This is a genomic window from Halomonas sp. DN3 (assembly GCF_024137905.1).
Classification (GTDB): Bacteria; Pseudomonadota; Gammaproteobacteria; order Pseudomonadales; family Halomonadaceae; genus Halomonas; species Halomonas litopenaei.
The window spans coordinates 1149856-1164233 of the sequence record NZ_CP099965.1; the positions used below are offsets into that span (position 1 = coordinate 1149856).

The window sequence follows — 14378 nt, forward strand, 5'->3', positions numbered from 1 at the left end:
CGGGTTCAGTCGTCGGTACGGTTCTCGGGTTCGACCTCGAGCAGCCGGATACGCCGATTGTCGGCGTTGAGCACGGTGAAGCGCCAGCCCCCGATCAGGGTATGCTCGCCGCGCGCCGGCAGATGGCCGAAACGCTGCATCACCAGGCCTCCCAGGGTATCGAACTCGTCGTCGGAGAAGCGCGTGCCGAAGCGCTCGTTGAAGTCCTCGATGGGGGTCAGGGCACGCACCGCGTAGCGATCATCGCCCAGCTGGCGGATGTCCTCTTCTTCGTCGGTATCGTGCTCGTCCTCGATGTCGCCGACGATTTCCTCGAGGATGTCCTCGATGGTGACGATCCCGGCGGTGCCGCCGTACTCGTCCACCACCACCGCCATATGGCTGTGGGTGTCACGGAACTCCTTCAACAGGCTGTTGAGGCGCTTGGACTCCGGCACGAACATGGCAGGGCGCAGGACTTCTTCAAGCTGGAAGGGGCGGTCGTCGCTGGACCCCTGCAGCAACGGCAGCAGGTCCTTCACCAGCAGGATGCCCTTGACCTCGTCGAGGTTCTCGCCGATCACCGGGTAGCGCGAGTGACCGGTCTCGAGAATGATCGGCAGGTAGTCTTCCAGTGGCTGATCGAGCTCCAGGGCGGTGACCTGGGAGCGCGGAATCAGCACCTCCCTGACCTGCTGGTCGCTGATGTTCAGGGCGCCTTCGATGATGGTCATGGCATCCTGCTCAAGCTTCAGGCGGCTGCCCGCCTGGCGCAGGAATTCGCGCAACTCTTCTCGCGAGCTGGGTTCGTCACTGTCGCTGGACAGGGCACTGAAGAGTTTGTCGAACCAGGATTTGTTGGGGGCCTGGCTACTCGATCGGTCTTCGCTCATGCGTCGGCTCTCTCGTCCTCGCTACCGGGATCCGGAGATGGGGCCGGCGGGGCGTAAGGGTCGTCAATGCCCAGGCCGGCAAGGATACTGCGCTCGAGGCCTTCCATGAGGTCGGCCTCCTCATCCTCGATATGGTCATGGCCCAGCAAATGCAAGGTGCCGTGCACGACCATATGAGCGTAGTGATCGATCAGCGACTTGTCCTGCTCGCGTGCTTCGCGCACGACCACCGGATGGCAGATCACCAGATCGCCAAGCAGCGGAAGCTCGAGGCCTGGCGGGGCCTCGAAGGGGAATGACAGGACATTGGTCGGGGCATCCTTGCCACGGTAGTCACGGTTGAGGGTCTGGCTCTCGTCGGCGTCGACCAGGCGAATCGTGAGTTCCGACTCCGCCCGTTCGGGGAAGCGGGCCAGCACGGCGTCGACCCAGCGCTCGAGGTCATCGGCCTCTGGCAGGTCGCTGGCCTCGCTGGCCACCTGACGGTCCACGCAGGCGCTCATCGGTGGGCGTCTCCGTCACCGTTCATGGACTGTAGACGCTCGGCACGCTCCAGCCGACGCTCTTCGGCACGCGCCTCGCGGCGGGCGCGCTCCTCGGCTTCCTGGTTGGCCTCGAACAGGTCGTAGGCCTCGATGATACGCTGCACCAGCGGGTGGCGAACCACGTCCTTGGCGGCGAAGTGGGTCACCCCGATACCGGCGGTGTCCTTGAGCACATCGAGCACCTGGATCAGGCCGGAGCTCTGGCCCTTGGGCAGGTCGACCTGGGTCACGTCGCCGGTGATCACCGCGGTGGAGCCGAAGCCGATGCGGGTCAGGAACATCTTCATCTGCTCGCGAGTGGTGTTCTGGCTCTCGTCGAGAATGATGAAGGCATTGTTCAGGGTGCGCCCGCGCATGTAGGCCAGCGGCGCGATCTCGATCACCTGGCGCTCGATCAGCTTGGCGACTTGCTCGAAGCCGATCATCTCGTACAGGGCGTCATACAGTGGGCGCAGGTAGGGATCGATCTTCTGGGCAAGGTCACCGGGCAGGAAACCGAGCTTCTCGCCGGCTTCCACCGCCGGGCGCACCAGCAGGATGCGTCGCACCTGCTGCTGGTTGAGCGCTTCCACCGCAGCCGCCACCGCCAGGTAGGTCTTGCCGGTACCGGCGGGGCCGATGCCGAAGTTGATGTCGTGGTTGCGGATGCTGGTGACGTAGCCCTGCTGATTGAGGCCGCGCGGCTTGATCAGGGTGCGCGGGGTACGAATCAGCACCTCGCCCTCGCCGGCGTCTTCTTCGGCGTCCTCGTCGAGGGCCTCGATGCCGGCTTCCTGCAGGAACAGGTGCACGGTGTCCGGGGTCAGCTCGGTGGCCTCGGCCTCACGATAGAGGTGTTCCACCAGGTTCGCGGCCGCCTTGACGCGAGCGCCGGGGCCGGCCAGCTGGAACATGTTGCCGCGGTTGCGCAGGGTGACGCCGAGCCGGCTTTCGATCAGCTTCAGATGCTCGTCGCGCTGGCCACACAGGTTGGCAAGACGGCGGGGCTCGTTGGGTTCGAGGTTGAGCGTGATGATGCGGTTGGCCTGGGTCGATGGCTGGCTCAAGGCGTGAAGAATCCGTGTTTGGGTGGCTTTAAAGGTTCAGCTTACTGCCCCGGCGTGGGCCAGGGCAATGCTCCGGGTCCTGTGCGTTGGCGATCGTCATGGTGAAACGGCCAAGCCGCCCGTCCCGGAGCAGGGCGAGCCTCAGTAGCGCTCGCCGGAAGCCAGTTCGCCACGCAGCGAGTTGGGCAGGGCCTCGGTGATCTCGACGTCGACGAAGTAGCCGATCAGCTCGGTGGGGTTGGCCGCGCGGAAGTTGACCACCCGGTTGTTCTCGGTGCGTCCGGACAACTGGCCCGGGTCGCGGGGCGAGAAGCCGCTGACCAGCACGCGCTGGGTAGTGCCCACCATGCGCCGACTGATCTGCATCGCCTGCTGGTTGATGCGCTCCTGCAGGATCGCCAGACGCTGCTTCTTGATCTCTTCCGGGGTCTCGTCGTCAAGCGCCGCCGCCGGGGTGCCCGGACGAGCGGAGTAGACGAAACTGAAAGACACGTCGAAGCCGATGCGATGGATCAGGTCCATGGTCGCCTCGAAGTCCTCCTCGGTCTCGCCCGGGAAGCCGATGATGAAGTCCGAGGAGAAGCTGATGTCCGGGCGCAGGGCGCGGATGCGCTCCATCTTGTCGACGTACTCTTCGACCGTGTGACCGCGCTTCATCGCCGCCAGGATGCGGTCGGAACCGGCCTGCACCGGCAGGTGAAGGTGGCTGACCAGCTCCGGAATCTCGGCGTAGGCCTCGATCAGGCTGTCGCTGAATTCCACCGGGTGCGAGGTGGTGAAGCGGATACGGTCGATGCCGTCGACCGCCGCCACGCAGGCGATCAGTTCGGCCAGATCGATTTCGTCGCCGTCGTCGTTGAGCCCGCGGTAGGCGTTGACGTTCTGGCCCAGCAGGTTGATCTCGCGAACGCCCTGGTCGGCCAGGTGGAAGACCTCGTCCATGACCGCCTCGAACGGCCGCGAGACTTCCTCGCCACGGGTGTAGGGCACCACGCAGAAGGTGCAGTACTTGGAGCAGCCTTCCATCACCGAGACGAAGGCGCTGGCGCCGTCGGAGCTGGGCTTGGGCAGGTGATCGAACTTCTCGATCTCGGGGAAGGTGACGTCCACCACCGAGATCTGGTTGTCACGGCTGGCGTCGAGCATGCTCGGCACCCGGTGCAGGGTCTGGGGACCGAACACCATGTCGACGTGGGGGGCGCGCTTGCGAATGGCCTCGCCTTCCTGGCTGGCCACGCAGCCACCGACGCCGATCACCAGATCGGGGTTGGACTGCTTGAGCTTCTTCCAGCGACCGAGCTGGTGGAAAACCTTCTCCTGGGCCTTTTCCCGAATCGAACAGGTGTTGAGCAGGATCACGTCCGCGTCCTGTTCGTTGTCGGTCAGTTCCATCTGATGGGAGTCGCCGAGCAGATCCGCCATGCGGGCAGAGTCGTACTCGTTCATCTGGCAGCCGTGGGTCTTGATGAAGAGTTTCTTCGTCATAGCAATATGTCGGGCTCCCGGCCCGATGGGCACCAGGGGTGCCTGGTCACGTGAGTGGTGGTGAATGGGCGCGAGACTGGCGGTCGAACGACCGTGGCGCATGGTGGCGCATTATACGCACCCGGCCCGGGTGGGGCCAGTTTGCCGATGTACCGGCCAGGGACCAGGGCAGGGCGCGCGGAGATCCCGGTGGATCTTGGTCCACCGGCCGGGGTATCCCGGTGAGCCAATGTGATAGTCTTGCGGGCGGATGGGAACGCGGGCTGGCTATTTTATGACCATTTTGTGCCAACCCCAGGTGTCTCGCCCGCAGGACAGCGATGTCCAGCGGTTTTCCCGACACTTGTCCACAGGAGCTGTGGAACGTTTGTCACCCTCCTTGGTCTCATCGCACGTTGCGGCTTGGCAGGAAGCCGGCGCAGCGTCACTCGAGTCGCAACCGAGCCCAGATTAGCCAGGAAAGACGGCATGAAAACGCAATTTCTCAAGACAGTGACCCTGGGCCTCGCCCTGACCGGCGCCGCCCTGCCGGCGATGGCTCAGGACGACGGCACCTCACGGTGGGTGTCGGACGAACTCACCACCTATGTGCGCAGTGGCCCCACCGACGGCTACCGCATCGTCGGCACCTTGACCGCCGGCCAGCCGGTGACCCTGCTGGACACCTCCGGCGACTATTCCCAGGTCCGAAGCGACAGCGGAGACGTGGTCTGGGTCCCCAGCAGCGAACTGCAACAGACCCCCAGCGCCAGCGACCAGCTGCCCAAGCTCGAGGCAAGGGTGGAAGAACTCACCGAGGAGCTCGACGGCATCAACGAAAGCTGGGAAGAGCGCACTCGGACCATGACCGAGACCCTCGAGGTGCGCGAGAGCCGCATCGCCGAACTGGAAGCACGCAATCATGAGCTGGAGAGCGCCTTCAGCGATATCAGCGAGACCAACAAGGACCTCGAGGCTCGCCTGGAGACCCGCAAGGAAGACCTGCTGATGCGCTACTTCATGTACGGCGGGGGCGTCGCCGGGGCGGGCCTGATCGTCGGCCTGATCGTGCCGCACCTGCCGCGGCGTCGGCGCAAGCGCGACCGCTGGTTCTAGCACCCGGGACAGAGAATTCGATGCACGAACACTGGTTGAAACGCTGGGAAGAGGGGCGCATCGGCTTTCATCGCGATAGCGTTCATCCCGCACTGATCCGCCACTGGCCGATGCTGGGGGCGGTTCCCGGGACCAAGGTGCTGGTGCCGCTGTGCGGCAAGAGCCTGGACATGCGCTGGCTGGCCGAGCATCAACATCCGGTGCTCGGCATCGAGCTGTCGGAGCGCGCGCTCGAACAGTTTGTGGAAGATGGCCGAGGGGAGGTGTCGCGCTACCAGCAGGACGGTTTCGCGATTCTGCGTCAGGGCAGTATCGAGCTATGGTGCGGTGACTTCTTTCACTTCCATATCGCCCAGGCCTCGGAGATCGGCGCCTTCTATGATCGCGCCGCCCTGATCGCCTTGCCCGAGGCCACCCGCCAGCGCTACGCCTTTCACCTGGCCCAGCTGATACCGCCTGGCGCGCGGGGGCTGCTGGTCAGTCTGAGTCGGAGCGGCGACGACGGTCCGCCGTTCCATGTGGACGGCGCCGAAGTGAGGCGGTTGTTCGACCCCAACTTCATCGTCACCCACCTGGAAGACGGCGAGCCCGAAGCCAATGGCTTTCGTGAGTCGGTCTGGGCGCTGGTACGGCGTGGTCCCACCACCGACGAGTGATTGAGTGCATCAAACCAAAGCGCGCCACCCACAAGGGGCGGCGCGCTGTCGTGTGCCTGCCTGGCCCGCCCCGCGGGGCGGGCGAGCGTCAGCGGGCCAGCAATTGGCCCAGCTCCGGGTCGGCGAAGGCCCGGTTCAGACCGTCGGTGAGCAGGTCGGTGACCATGCGCTGATTGGTTGCCTTGTCCGGCTTCACCGCATAACTCTGCACGCGGCGCGAAGTGTAGGTGCCGGTGTAGGTCTGGCCGTCATTGCTGGCTTCGGCCTCGATGACGCTTTCCAGTCTGGCCTCGTCCACCAGCGGCTGACTCTGGCCGCGTTCATAGCTCAGCTTCTTCAGCGTCAGCGTCAGGCTGGGGCGGCCCGGAGCCGGTTCGGCGGTGGGGCTGAAGCCCATCTCGCGCACCGCCCGCTCCACCTCGGCCTGAAGCCTCGGCACGATCTCGTGGGGGCTGACGCTGATGGTGGCGGTGGAGCTTGCGCTGCCGCTGCGGGTACCGAGCACGTCCGAGGGGCGGTCATCGGCGGCGATGACGGTGACCGCCTGGCCAGAGCCGGAGGCCGGCACGGCCACGCTGCGCTTGGGGTCGGGCTGCAGATGGTGGGGGCTCGAGCAGGCGCTGAGCGCGAGCAGCGCGGTCACACCAGCGGCGCCCAACAGAAGGCGACGAAGCATAGGGGGAACTCCTTGTCGTGTTATCGGTAGAAATCGCACCGTAGTGCGCACTCGTCGGACGAGGCTTTGCCTGGACGGGCGATAGTACGTCTATCAGAGGGGGGCGTGCAGCAAAAGTTCCTGGGCTGATCGAAGCGGACAAGGCCCGCCAGGTGGGCGTCTGCGCCGGATTCGCGGCGCTTGGACAGTGGCGCCGAAATCGCGGCGCTTGGACAGTGGCGCCACCCTTGGCGGCGCTTAGACAGTGGCGCCGGACTCGTGACGCTTGGCGCTATCCTTGGCGGCGTGGTCACCAGGCCTGTCCGGTTGCTGGCTATCGGGCCGACTGTCTGGATAGTGGTGCCAGCGGCGGGGCAGGGCGTAGACCCGGGAACCACGACCCAGCGCCAGGCGTTCGGCGTCGCCATGGCTCAGGGTCGCCATCCAGGGCTCGTCCATCCAGTCGGCGTTCAGCTCGATGCGCACTTCGGCGCCCACCGGGACCACCGCGGTGACCACCGCGGGCAGGTGAGCGTCGGCACTGGGGGCGGCGGCCACCTGTACCTCGTGGGGGCGCAGCAGGATCTCCTGAGGGCCGTCGTCCAGGTCCAGTGTCAGGCGCGCCTCACCGCAGGTCAGCACGCCGCCGCGAACCTCGCCTTCCAGATGATTGACGTCGCCGAGGAATTCAAACACGAAGCGATTGCGCGGTTGACGGTACAGCGTCTCCGGAGTGTCGATCTGCTCGATGCGGCCGTTGCTCATCACCACCACACGGTCAGACAGCTCCAGCGCTTCCTCCTGGTCGTGGGTCACGAACACGCTGGTGAAGCCCAGCTCGTCGTGCAGGTGCCTGAGCCAGCGGCGCAGCTCCTGGCGGACCTTGGCATCGAGCGCCCCGAAGGGTTCATCGAGCAGCAGCACCTCTGGCTTGAGGGCCAGGGCGCGTGCCAGCGAGACACGCTGCTGCTGCCCGCCGGAGAGCTGCGCCGGATAGCGTTCGGCCAGGTGAGACAGCTGCACCATCTCCAGCAGTTGCATGACCCGGGAGCGGATCTCGCCGCTTGAGGGACGCTCGCGGCGGGGCAGCACGGTCAGGCCGAAGGCGACATTGTCGAACACGCTCATATGGCGGAACAGCGCGTAGTGCTGGAACACGAAGCCGATACGCCGGTCACGTACGTGGACATGGGTCACGTCGCGTTCGCCGAACAGAATGCGGCAGTCGGGGTGGTCGTCCGGTGTCTCGAGCCCGGCGATGATCCGCAACAGGGTGGTCTTGCCGGAACCGGACGGGCCCAGCAGGCCGATCAGCTCGCCGCTGTTGATGTCCAGGTCGATGGGAGACAGCGCCTGGGAGCGTCCGAAGTGCTTCTGGATATGGTCGAGACGAATGCTCATGTCAGGGCCTCCCGGCGCGTGGCGCGCCATTCGAGCGTGGCCTTGGCGGCCAGGGTAAGCAGGGCGATCAGCGCCAGCAGGGCGGCGCTGGCGAAGGCGCCGACGGTGTTGTAGTCCTGATACAGAAGCTCCACGTGCAGCGGCAGGGTGTTGGTCTCGCCGCGGATGGCCCCGGAGACCACCGAGACCGCGCCGAATTCACCCACCGCCCGGGCGTTGGTCAGGATCACGCCGTAGAGCAGGGCCCAGCGGATATTGGGCAGGGTCACCCGGCGAAACAGCGTAAAGCCGCGTGCGCCGAGGGTTACCGCCGCTTCTTCCTCGCGCGAGCCCTGGGCCTGCATCAGCGGGATCAGCTCCCTGGCGACGAAGGGGCAGGTGACGAAGATGGTCACCATCAGGATGCCGGGCCAGGCGAACATCAGCTGGATGTCGTGGGCATCCAGCCAGCCGCCGATCCAGCCGTTGCGGCCGTAGAGCAGCAGGTAGACCAGGCCCGCCACCACCGGCGAGATGGCGAAGGGGATGTCGATCAGTGTCTGCAGCAGGCGCCGTCCGGGGAAGGCGAAGCGGGTCACCAGCCAGGCCAGCATGACTCCGAAGACAAGGTTGACCGGGATCGTCAGCAGGGTGATGAACAGGGTCAGGCCGATCGCCGCCAGGGTGAAGTGATCCGTGACATTGGCGATGAAGGGCCCGACACCCTCGGCCAGGGCCTGGGCGAAGATGGCCAGCAGCGGCAGCAGCAGAAACAGTGCCGAGAGCGTTACCGCCAGTGCGATCAGGCTGCGCCTGAGCCAGGGGGCGTCACCGATTCGTTGCATCAGCCGCGTCCTCCGTGCAGTCGGCGGATAAAGCGTCCCTGCCACAGGTTGATCGCCAAAAGCAGCGCCAGCGAGGTCGCCAGCACCACCGACGCGATGGCCGAGGCCCCCACGTAGTCGTACTCCTGCAGCTTGACGAAGATCATCAGCGAGGTGATCTCGGTCTCGTAGGGCATGTTGCCGGCGATGAAGATCACCGCACCGAATTCGCCCAGGGAGCGCACGAAGGCGAGCCCGGTGCCGGTGACCAGGGCCGGCCACAGGTGGGGCAGGATGACCCGACGAAAGGCCACGCCGTCGCGGGCGCCCAGACTCATGGCGGCTTCGTCGATTTCCGCGGGCAGGTCCTCGAGCACCGGCTGCACCGTGCGCACGACGAAGGGGATGCTGGTGAAGGCCATGGCCAGGGCGATGCCGACCCAGGTGTAGGACACCTGCCAGCCCAACGGCTCCAGCAGCTGTCCCATCCAGCCCTTGGACGAGTAGAGCGTTGCCAGGGTGATGCCGGCGACCGCCGTGGGCAGCGCGAAGGGCAGGTCCATCAGGGCATCGAGCAGGCGCTTGCCGGGGAAGTCGTAGCGCACCAGCACCCAGGCCATCAACAGCCCGAACACGGCGTTGACCAGCGCCGCCACCAGGGCGCCACCGATGGTGGTGACGTAGCTTGCCACCACGCGGGGTTCACTGATAATGAACCAGTACTCGGACATCGACAGCCCCTTGAGCTGGCCGACCAGGCCGGTCAGCGGCAGCAGCAGTACCAGCGAGACGAAGGTGAGGCTGATGCCCAGAGACAGGCCGAAGCCCGGCAGCACGCGGCGTCGGGCGGATCGGGCAAAGGGCAGGGAGATGGCCTTGTGCATGGGATGGGTCGCTTGCCTTGACGATCAGCGACGCTGCAGCTGGTCCAGCTCGCCGCCGCTCTTGAAGTGGGTGTCCATGGCGCTGTCCCAGCCACCGAACACGTCCTGAACCTCGAACAGCTCGGTCTCGGGGAAGCGATCGGCGAACTCTTCCTTCACCGCTTCGTTGTGGACGCGGTAGTTGAAGCCTGCCAGCTGGCGCTGGGCCTCCTCGGTGTAGAGGTAGTCGAGGTAGGCACGGGCGAGCTCGAGGTTGCCGTTGCGCTCGGCGTTCTCCTCGACCACCGCCACCGGGAACTCGGCGAGGATGCTGACCGGCGGCACGATGACGTCGTATTCGTCGCTGCCGTACTCGTCACGGATATTGTTGACCTCGGACTCGAAGCTGATCAGCACGTCGCCGATGCCACGTTCGATGAAGCTGGTGGTGGCGCCGCGACCGCCGGTGTCAAACACCTTCACATTGCCGAGGAAGTCGCTCATGAACTCGCGCACCTGGTCCTCGTCGCCGTCGAAGTTGCGCTCGGCGGCACCCCAGGCGGCCAGGTAGGTATAGCGGCCGTTACCGGACGTCTTGGGGTTGGGGAACACCAGTTCGACGCCCTCGGCGGCCAGGTCTTCCCAGCTCTCGATACCCTGGGGGTTGCCCTTGCGCACCAGGAAGGCGGTGGTGGAGTAGTAAGGCGAGGCATTGTTGGGCAACTGACTCTGCCAGTCTTCCGCGACCAGGCCGGCATCGGCCAGTACCTGGACGTCGGTGACCTGGTTGTAGGTCACCACGTCGGCCTTCAGGCCCTGCAGGATGGCGCGGGCCTGGGCGGAAGAGCCGCCGTGGGACTGCTTGATGGTCAGCTCACCGTCATTCTCTGCCTGCCAGTGCTGCTGAAACGCCGGGTTGATGGCGGCGAACAGCTCGCGGGCGATGTCATAGGACGAGTTGAGCAGCTCCTTGTCCTCGGCCATTACCGGCGAGGCCATGGCACCGCCGAGGCCGGCGGCCAGGGACAGGGACAGGGCGGTACGGCGCAGGATCGGGGGCAGCTTCATGTCGGGGTTCCTTGACGTCGGGGGTGGGCCGGGGAAATCGGCGGATCGCAACGAAGGCTAAGGCTAATTTTAAGGAATTACAATCCTGTTTGTTAAAACTTTTTGGAATATGAGATGTCGCAACGCGCATACTATAGACGACTGCAACCGGACGAATCGGCAGAAGACGTGGAGGAAGATCGCTGATGCGGGCGGGACCAACTGCTAGAATGCCGCTTTTCGTCGAGCCCTTGTGGCCTCCACCATGACTCTCTCCTCGGATGACTCCATGAACGACTTCCTGATCGCGCCTTCGATCCTGTCCGCTGACTTCGCCCGCCTGGGAGAAGAGGTCGACAACGTGCTGGCATCGGGTGCCGATATCGTCCACTTCGACGTGATGGACAATCACTACGTGCCTAACCTGACCATCGGGCCGATGGTCTGTGAGGCGCTGCGCAAGCATGGCGTCACCGCGCCCATCGATGCCCACCTGATGGTCAAGCCCGTGGATCGACTGATCGGTGACTTCATCGATGCCGGTGCCAGCTACATCACCTTCCACCCCGAGGCCTCCGAACATATCGATCGCTCGCTGCAGCTGATTCGTGACGGCGGCTGCAAGGCGGGACTGGTGTTCAACCCGGCGACGCCACTGTCCTACCTGGACTACGTGATGGACAAGGTCGACATGGTGCTGCTGATGAGCGTCAATCCGGGCTTCGGCGGGCAGTCGTTCATCCCGGCGACGCTCGACAAGCTGCGCCAGGCGCGTGCGCGCATCGACGCCAGCGGACGGGATATTCGTCTGCAGGTGGATGGTGGCGTGAAGGTAGACAATATCGCCGAGATCGCGCGCGCCGGGGCGGACACCTTCGTCGCGGGCTCCGCGGTGTTCGGCGCGCGTCGCGACGAGGACCCCCACGGCTACGACAGCATCATCGCCGACTTTCGCTCGCGCCTGGCCTCTACGCGGTGATTGGCGATTCGGACTATGCTGGCTCAGGCAAGCCGGGCTTAGGCGAGCCGGGCTTGGATGAGCCGGGCTTAGTCGAGCCTGTCTCAGATGAGCCTGTCTCAGGCGAGCCAGTACCCGAGCTGCCGGCGGCGGCAACGACGACGTGGTACCTGTATATCGTCGAGACGGCGGTCGGGGCGCTTTATACCGGCATTACCACCGATGTCGCCAGGCGTGTCGAGCAACACCGCAGCGGCAAGGGCGCCAAGGCGCTGCGTGGCAAGGGCCCGCTGACGCTTCGCCATCAGGAGCCGGTCGGCACGCGAGGTGACGCCAGCCGGCTGGAAATCGCCGTCAAGCGCATGTCGGTGCGTCGCAAGCGCCAGTGGCTGGCGGCGCGCATCAGCACTGACGAAGCGAGGGCGGTGGTTGAGCAGGATCGTACTTCGATAACGAAAACGACATACAAGGAGAGGTAGATGGAGTTCCTGCAAAAGCTGGACGTGGAGGCCCTGATCGAGTTTGCCTCGACCACCGGGCTGCAGTTTCTGATCAATCTGGTCGCCGCGGCGGCGATCTTCATCATCGGGCGCTGGGTGGCCAAGGCGGTACACCGGGTGGTGGTCAAGGGCATGCAGCGTGCCGACGTCGAACCCCTGCTGGTCAAGTTCCTCGGCAACATCCTGTATGCCTTGCTGCTGACCTTCGTGATCCTGGCCGCCATCAGCCGGATCGGTATCCAGACCGCCTCGTTGATCGCGGTGATCGGTGCCGCCGGTCTGGCGGTGGGTCTGGCCCTGCAGGGGTCGCTTGCCAACTTCGCCGCCGGGGTCATGGTCATCATCTTCCGCCCCTACCGGATCGGCGACTACGTGGAGGCCGGTGGGGTCAGCGGCACCGTCGAGGATGTGCAGATCATCAGCACCGAGCTGAGCACACCGGACAATCGCAAGATCATCGTGCCCAACGGCCAGATGATGAGCGGTGCCGTGGTCAACTATTCTGCCCACGCCACTCGTCGGGTCGATCTGACGGTGGGGGTCGGCTATGACGACGACATCGATACCGTGCGTCGGGTGCTGGAGAGCGTGGTCGCCGACGACCCTCGCGTGCTCAGCGAACCGGCGCCGAATATCCGCATGAATGCCATGGGCGACTCCGCCATCACCTGGATCGTGCGGCCCTGGGTGCAGGCATCCGACTACTGGGACGTCTACTGGGAGATGACCGAGGAGATCAAGCGTCGCTTCGATCGCGAAGGCATCAGCATTCCCTTTCCCCAGCGTGACGTGCACCTCTATCACCACGCCAAGGACGAGTCCCAGGCCAACGCCTGAGCAGGATGTGGTGCTGTCGATGACGACAAGCAAGAGAGGCTGCCCTGGGGCAGCCTCTCTTGCTGTAAACGCACAGTGCGAAGTCTTTCAGGGGTGTGCGGGCAGGCACGTTTCAGACGAGCCCTAGGCGCTGTACGAAAAGTCGACGAGCGAAGGTTAGACAAGGCAAAAAATCGGTGAGAAAGCGCAGTTTACGGGGTGTAAATGAGCATTTTGATCCGATTTTTAACGCCGTATTACCGAGCGCAGGCACTTTTCAGACAAGCCCTAGTGCAGCTTTAGCCTGGGCTTGAGGAAGCGGTTAAGCCCATCCACCACCACCATCATCGCGGTCTTGACCGTGCCGTGGATGGCGCGCTGGTGCATGCGGTAGAGCGAGGCGTAGAAGAAGCGCGCCAGGTTACCCTCGATGAACAGACTACGGGCCGAGGCGGCGCGCATCAGGCTGCCGATGGCGTCGAAGTGGGCCAGCGAAATCAGCGAGCCTCGGTCGCGGAAGACAAATTCCTTGAGCGGCTTGCCGTCGACCACGGCACACAGGTTGCGGTAGAGCACGCCGGCCTGTTGGTGGGCGGCCTGGGCCCTGGGTGGCACCACCGTGCCGTCTTCCTGGGGGCAGCTTGCGCAGTCGCCGAAGGCGAAGATGCGCGGGTCATCGATGCTCTGCATGGTGGCGGCCACCTTGACCCTGTTGTTGCGCTCCACCTCCAGCCCCAGTTCTGCCAGGAAGGCCGGAGCCTTGATGCCGGCGGCCCACACCCCCAGGTCGATCTCGATGGCGTCATCGTCGGTGGTGTGGATGGCGCGCTCGTCGACCATGGTCACCCGGGTGTCCACATGGACCTTGACCCCCAGGTTCTCGAGTTCCTTGTGCACCGCGCCGCTGATGCGGTCCGGCAGCGCCGGCAGCACCTTGGGTGCGGCCTCGATCAGGTGGACCCGCAGGTGCTCGCGGCCCAGCGCGGTAAAGCCGTAGCTCTTGAGCATGCGCGAGGCGTCGTGCAACTCGGCGGCCAGTTCGACGCCGGTGGCCCCGGCCCCGATGATGCCCACGGTAATGCAGGGATCCTGATCCTCGAGCCGGGTGCTGTAGCGCATGAAGGTATTGAGCAGTGCCTGGCGAAAGCCTTCGGCCTGGGCGGGACTGTCGAGGAAGTGGCAGTGGTCCGCCACGCCTTTCGTGCCGAAGTCGTTGCTGACGCTGCCGACCGCCAGTACCAGGTGATCGTAGTCGAGACGCCGCGCCGGCAGGATCTCGTTGCCCTCGTCATCGACGATGGGGGCCAGGGTCAGTTGGCGGGACTCGCGATCCAGATCGCACAGGGTGCCGCGCTGGAAGCGGTAGCCGTTGGCCGCCGAGTGGGCCTGATAGGAAATCTCGTCGAGGCCCGAGTCGAGGACGCCAGTGGCGACCTCATGCAACAGCGGTTTCCAGATGTGGGTCGAATTGCGATCGACCAGCACGATGTCGGCCTTGTCCTTCTTGCCGAGCCGTCGTCCCAGGCGCGTGACCAGCTCAAGGCCGCCGGCGCCGCCGCCGACAACCACGATGGTGGGTTTGCTCATGATGAGCTCCAGAAAAAAGGTGGAGCGCCATCATAGACAGATAAGTGCT

General features: G+C 65.0%; 15 protein-coding genes. 5 read left to right on the top strand and 10 right to left on the bottom strand.

Going from position 1 to position 14378, the window contains the following annotated elements:
• Window positions 1-5: 5 nt before the first annotated feature.
• The 4 genes from NKF27_RS05140 to miaB all read right to left on the bottom strand — a co-directional run bounded on the left by NKF27_RS05140 (window position 6) and on the right by miaB (window position 3948).
• Complete coding sequence (locus tag NKF27_RS05140) at window positions 6-872, bottom strand: HlyC/CorC family transporter (protein WP_253555590.1); 867 nt, start codon at window positions 870-872, stop codon at window positions 6-8.
• Window positions 869-1375, bottom strand: coding sequence for an rRNA maturation RNase YbeY (ybeY, locus tag NKF27_RS05145; RefSeq protein ID WP_108131484.1), 507 nt, complete (start codon window positions 1373-1375; stop codon window positions 869-871). Before ybeY ends, NKF27_RS05140 begins: the two co-directional genes overlap by 4 nt.
• The gene (locus tag NKF27_RS05150) at window positions 1372-2463 is read right to left on the bottom strand and encodes a PhoH family protein (RefSeq protein ID WP_045991788.1); all 1092 of its coding nucleotides are present in this window, start codon (window positions 2461-2463) and stop codon (window positions 1372-1374) included. The genes ybeY and NKF27_RS05150 overlap by 4 nt, the downstream gene beginning before the upstream one ends.
• A 141-nt stretch (window positions 2464-2604) precedes the next feature.
• Window positions 2605-3948, bottom strand: a complete 1344-nt coding sequence (gene miaB / locus NKF27_RS05155; RefSeq protein WP_045991787.1) for a tRNA (N6-isopentenyl adenosine(37)-C2)-methylthiotransferase MiaB — start codon at window positions 3946-3948, stop codon at window positions 2605-2607.
• A 468-nt stretch (window positions 3949-4416) separates the two neighbouring features.
• On the opposite strand from miaB, the gene NKF27_RS05160 reads away from it, so the two are divergent.
• Window positions 4417-5043: a TIGR04211 family SH3 domain-containing protein gene (locus NKF27_RS05160; RefSeq protein WP_108131485.1), complete on the top strand. Its 627-nt coding sequence runs from the start codon at window positions 4417-4419 to the stop codon at window positions 5041-5043.
• 20 nt (window positions 5044-5063) lie between these two features.
• Window positions 5064-5699, top strand: coding sequence for a thiopurine S-methyltransferase (locus NKF27_RS05165; protein WP_045991785.1), 636 nt, complete (start codon window positions 5064-5066; stop codon window positions 5697-5699).
• An 88-nt stretch (window positions 5700-5787) separates the two neighbouring features.
• Here the strand turns inward: NKF27_RS05165 and NKF27_RS05170 are convergent, their stop codons facing one another.
• The 5 genes from NKF27_RS05170 to cysP form a co-directional block, all read right to left on the bottom strand.
• Entirely contained in the window at window positions 5788-6375 is a 588-nt protein-coding gene (locus NKF27_RS05170; protein ID WP_045991784.1) for a YajG family lipoprotein, read from the bottom strand.
• 237 nt (window positions 6376-6612) lie between these two features.
• Complete coding sequence (locus tag NKF27_RS05175; RefSeq protein WP_253555591.1) at window positions 6613-7755, bottom strand: sulfate/molybdate ABC transporter ATP-binding protein; 1143 nt, start codon at window positions 7753-7755, stop codon at window positions 6613-6615.
• The gene (gene cysW / locus NKF27_RS05180) at window positions 7752-8579 is read right to left on the bottom strand and encodes a sulfate ABC transporter permease subunit CysW (RefSeq protein ID WP_108449783.1); all 828 of its coding nucleotides are present in this window, start codon (window positions 8577-8579) and stop codon (window positions 7752-7754) included. The genes NKF27_RS05175 and cysW overlap by 4 nt, the downstream gene beginning before the upstream one ends.
• On the bottom strand, window positions 8579-9442 hold the full coding sequence (gene cysT / locus NKF27_RS05185) for a sulfate ABC transporter permease subunit CysT (RefSeq protein WP_253555592.1): 864 nt from the start codon (window positions 9440-9442) through the stop codon (window positions 8579-8581). The genes cysW and cysT overlap by 1 nt, the downstream gene beginning before the upstream one ends.
• A gap of 24 nt (window positions 9443-9466) precedes the next feature.
• The gene (gene cysP, locus NKF27_RS05190) at window positions 9467-10489 is read right to left on the bottom strand and encodes a thiosulfate ABC transporter substrate-binding protein CysP (protein ID WP_301271180.1); all 1023 of its coding nucleotides are present in this window, start codon (window positions 10487-10489) and stop codon (window positions 9467-9469) included.
• A 268-nt stretch (window positions 10490-10757) separates the two neighbouring features.
• Between cysP and rpe the strand changes: the two genes are divergently transcribed.
• From rpe to NKF27_RS05205, 3 genes are read left to right on the top strand one after another with little or no spacing between them, the layout of a single operon-like run.
• Window positions 10758-11447, top strand: a complete 690-nt coding sequence (gene rpe / locus NKF27_RS05195) for a ribulose-phosphate 3-epimerase (protein ID WP_083970258.1) — start codon at window positions 10758-10760, stop codon at window positions 11445-11447.
• A 53-nt stretch (window positions 11448-11500) separates the two neighbouring features.
• Window positions 11501-11905, top strand: a complete 405-nt coding sequence (locus NKF27_RS05200) for a GIY-YIG nuclease family protein (protein WP_367399251.1) — start codon at window positions 11501-11503, stop codon at window positions 11903-11905.
• Entirely contained in the window at window positions 11906-12763 is an 858-nt protein-coding gene (locus tag NKF27_RS05205) for a mechanosensitive ion channel family protein (RefSeq protein ID WP_253555593.1), read from the top strand.
• Window positions 12764-13030: 267 nt separating this feature from the next.
• Here NKF27_RS05205 and NKF27_RS05210 read toward each other — a convergent pair whose 3' ends face one another.
• On the bottom strand, window positions 13031-14329 hold the full coding sequence (locus NKF27_RS05210; RefSeq protein ID WP_108131491.1) for an NAD(P)/FAD-dependent oxidoreductase: 1299 nt from the start codon (window positions 14327-14329) through the stop codon (window positions 13031-13033).
• Window positions 14330-14378 lie beyond the last annotated feature (49 nt).

What these genes read in the sequence shown, in the direction of transcription:
- NKF27_RS05140 (WP_253555590.1), bottom strand. Translation starts at nt 872, where the DNA reads ATGAGCGAAGACCGATCGAGTAGCCAGGCCCCCAACAAATCCTGGTTC.
- ybeY (WP_108131484.1), bottom strand. Translation starts at nt 1,375, where the DNA reads ATGAGCGCCTGCGTGGACCGTCAGGTGGCCAGCGAGGCCAGCGACCTG.
- miaB (WP_045991787.1), bottom strand. Translation starts at nt 3,948, where the DNA reads ATGACGAAGAAACTCTTCATCAAGACCCACGGCTGCCAGATGAACGAG.
- NKF27_RS05160 (WP_108131485.1), top strand. Translation starts at nt 4,417, where the DNA reads ATGAAAACGCAATTTCTCAAGACAGTGACCCTGGGCCTCGCCCTGACC.
- NKF27_RS05165 (WP_045991785.1), top strand. Translation starts at nt 5,064, where the DNA reads ATGCACGAACACTGGTTGAAACGCTGGGAAGAGGGGCGCATCGGCTTT.
- NKF27_RS05170 (WP_045991784.1), bottom strand. Translation starts at nt 6,375, where the DNA reads ATGCTTCGTCGCCTTCTGTTGGGCGCCGCTGGTGTGACCGCGCTGCTC.
- NKF27_RS05175 (WP_253555591.1), bottom strand. Translation starts at nt 7,755, where the DNA reads ATGAGCATTCGTCTCGACCATATCCAGAAGCACTTCGGACGCTCCCAG.
- cysW (WP_108449783.1), bottom strand. Translation starts at nt 8,579, where the DNA reads ATGCAACGAATCGGTGACGCCCCCTGGCTCAGGCGCAGCCTGATCGCA.
- cysT (WP_253555592.1), bottom strand. Translation starts at nt 9,442, where the DNA reads ATGCACAAGGCCATCTCCCTGCCCTTTGCCCGATCCGCCCGACGCCGC.
- cysP (WP_301271180.1), bottom strand. Translation starts at nt 10,489, where the DNA reads ATGAAGCTGCCCCCGATCCTGCGCCGTACCGCCCTGTCCCTGTCCCTG.
- rpe (WP_083970258.1), top strand. Translation starts at nt 10,758, where the DNA reads ATGAACGACTTCCTGATCGCGCCTTCGATCCTGTCCGCTGACTTCGCC.
- NKF27_RS05205 (WP_253555593.1), top strand. Translation starts at nt 11,906, where the DNA reads ATGGAGTTCCTGCAAAAGCTGGACGTGGAGGCCCTGATCGAGTTTGCC.
- NKF27_RS05210 (WP_108131491.1), bottom strand. Translation starts at nt 14,329, where the DNA reads ATGAGCAAACCCACCATCGTGGTTGTCGGCGGCGGCGCCGGCGGCCTT.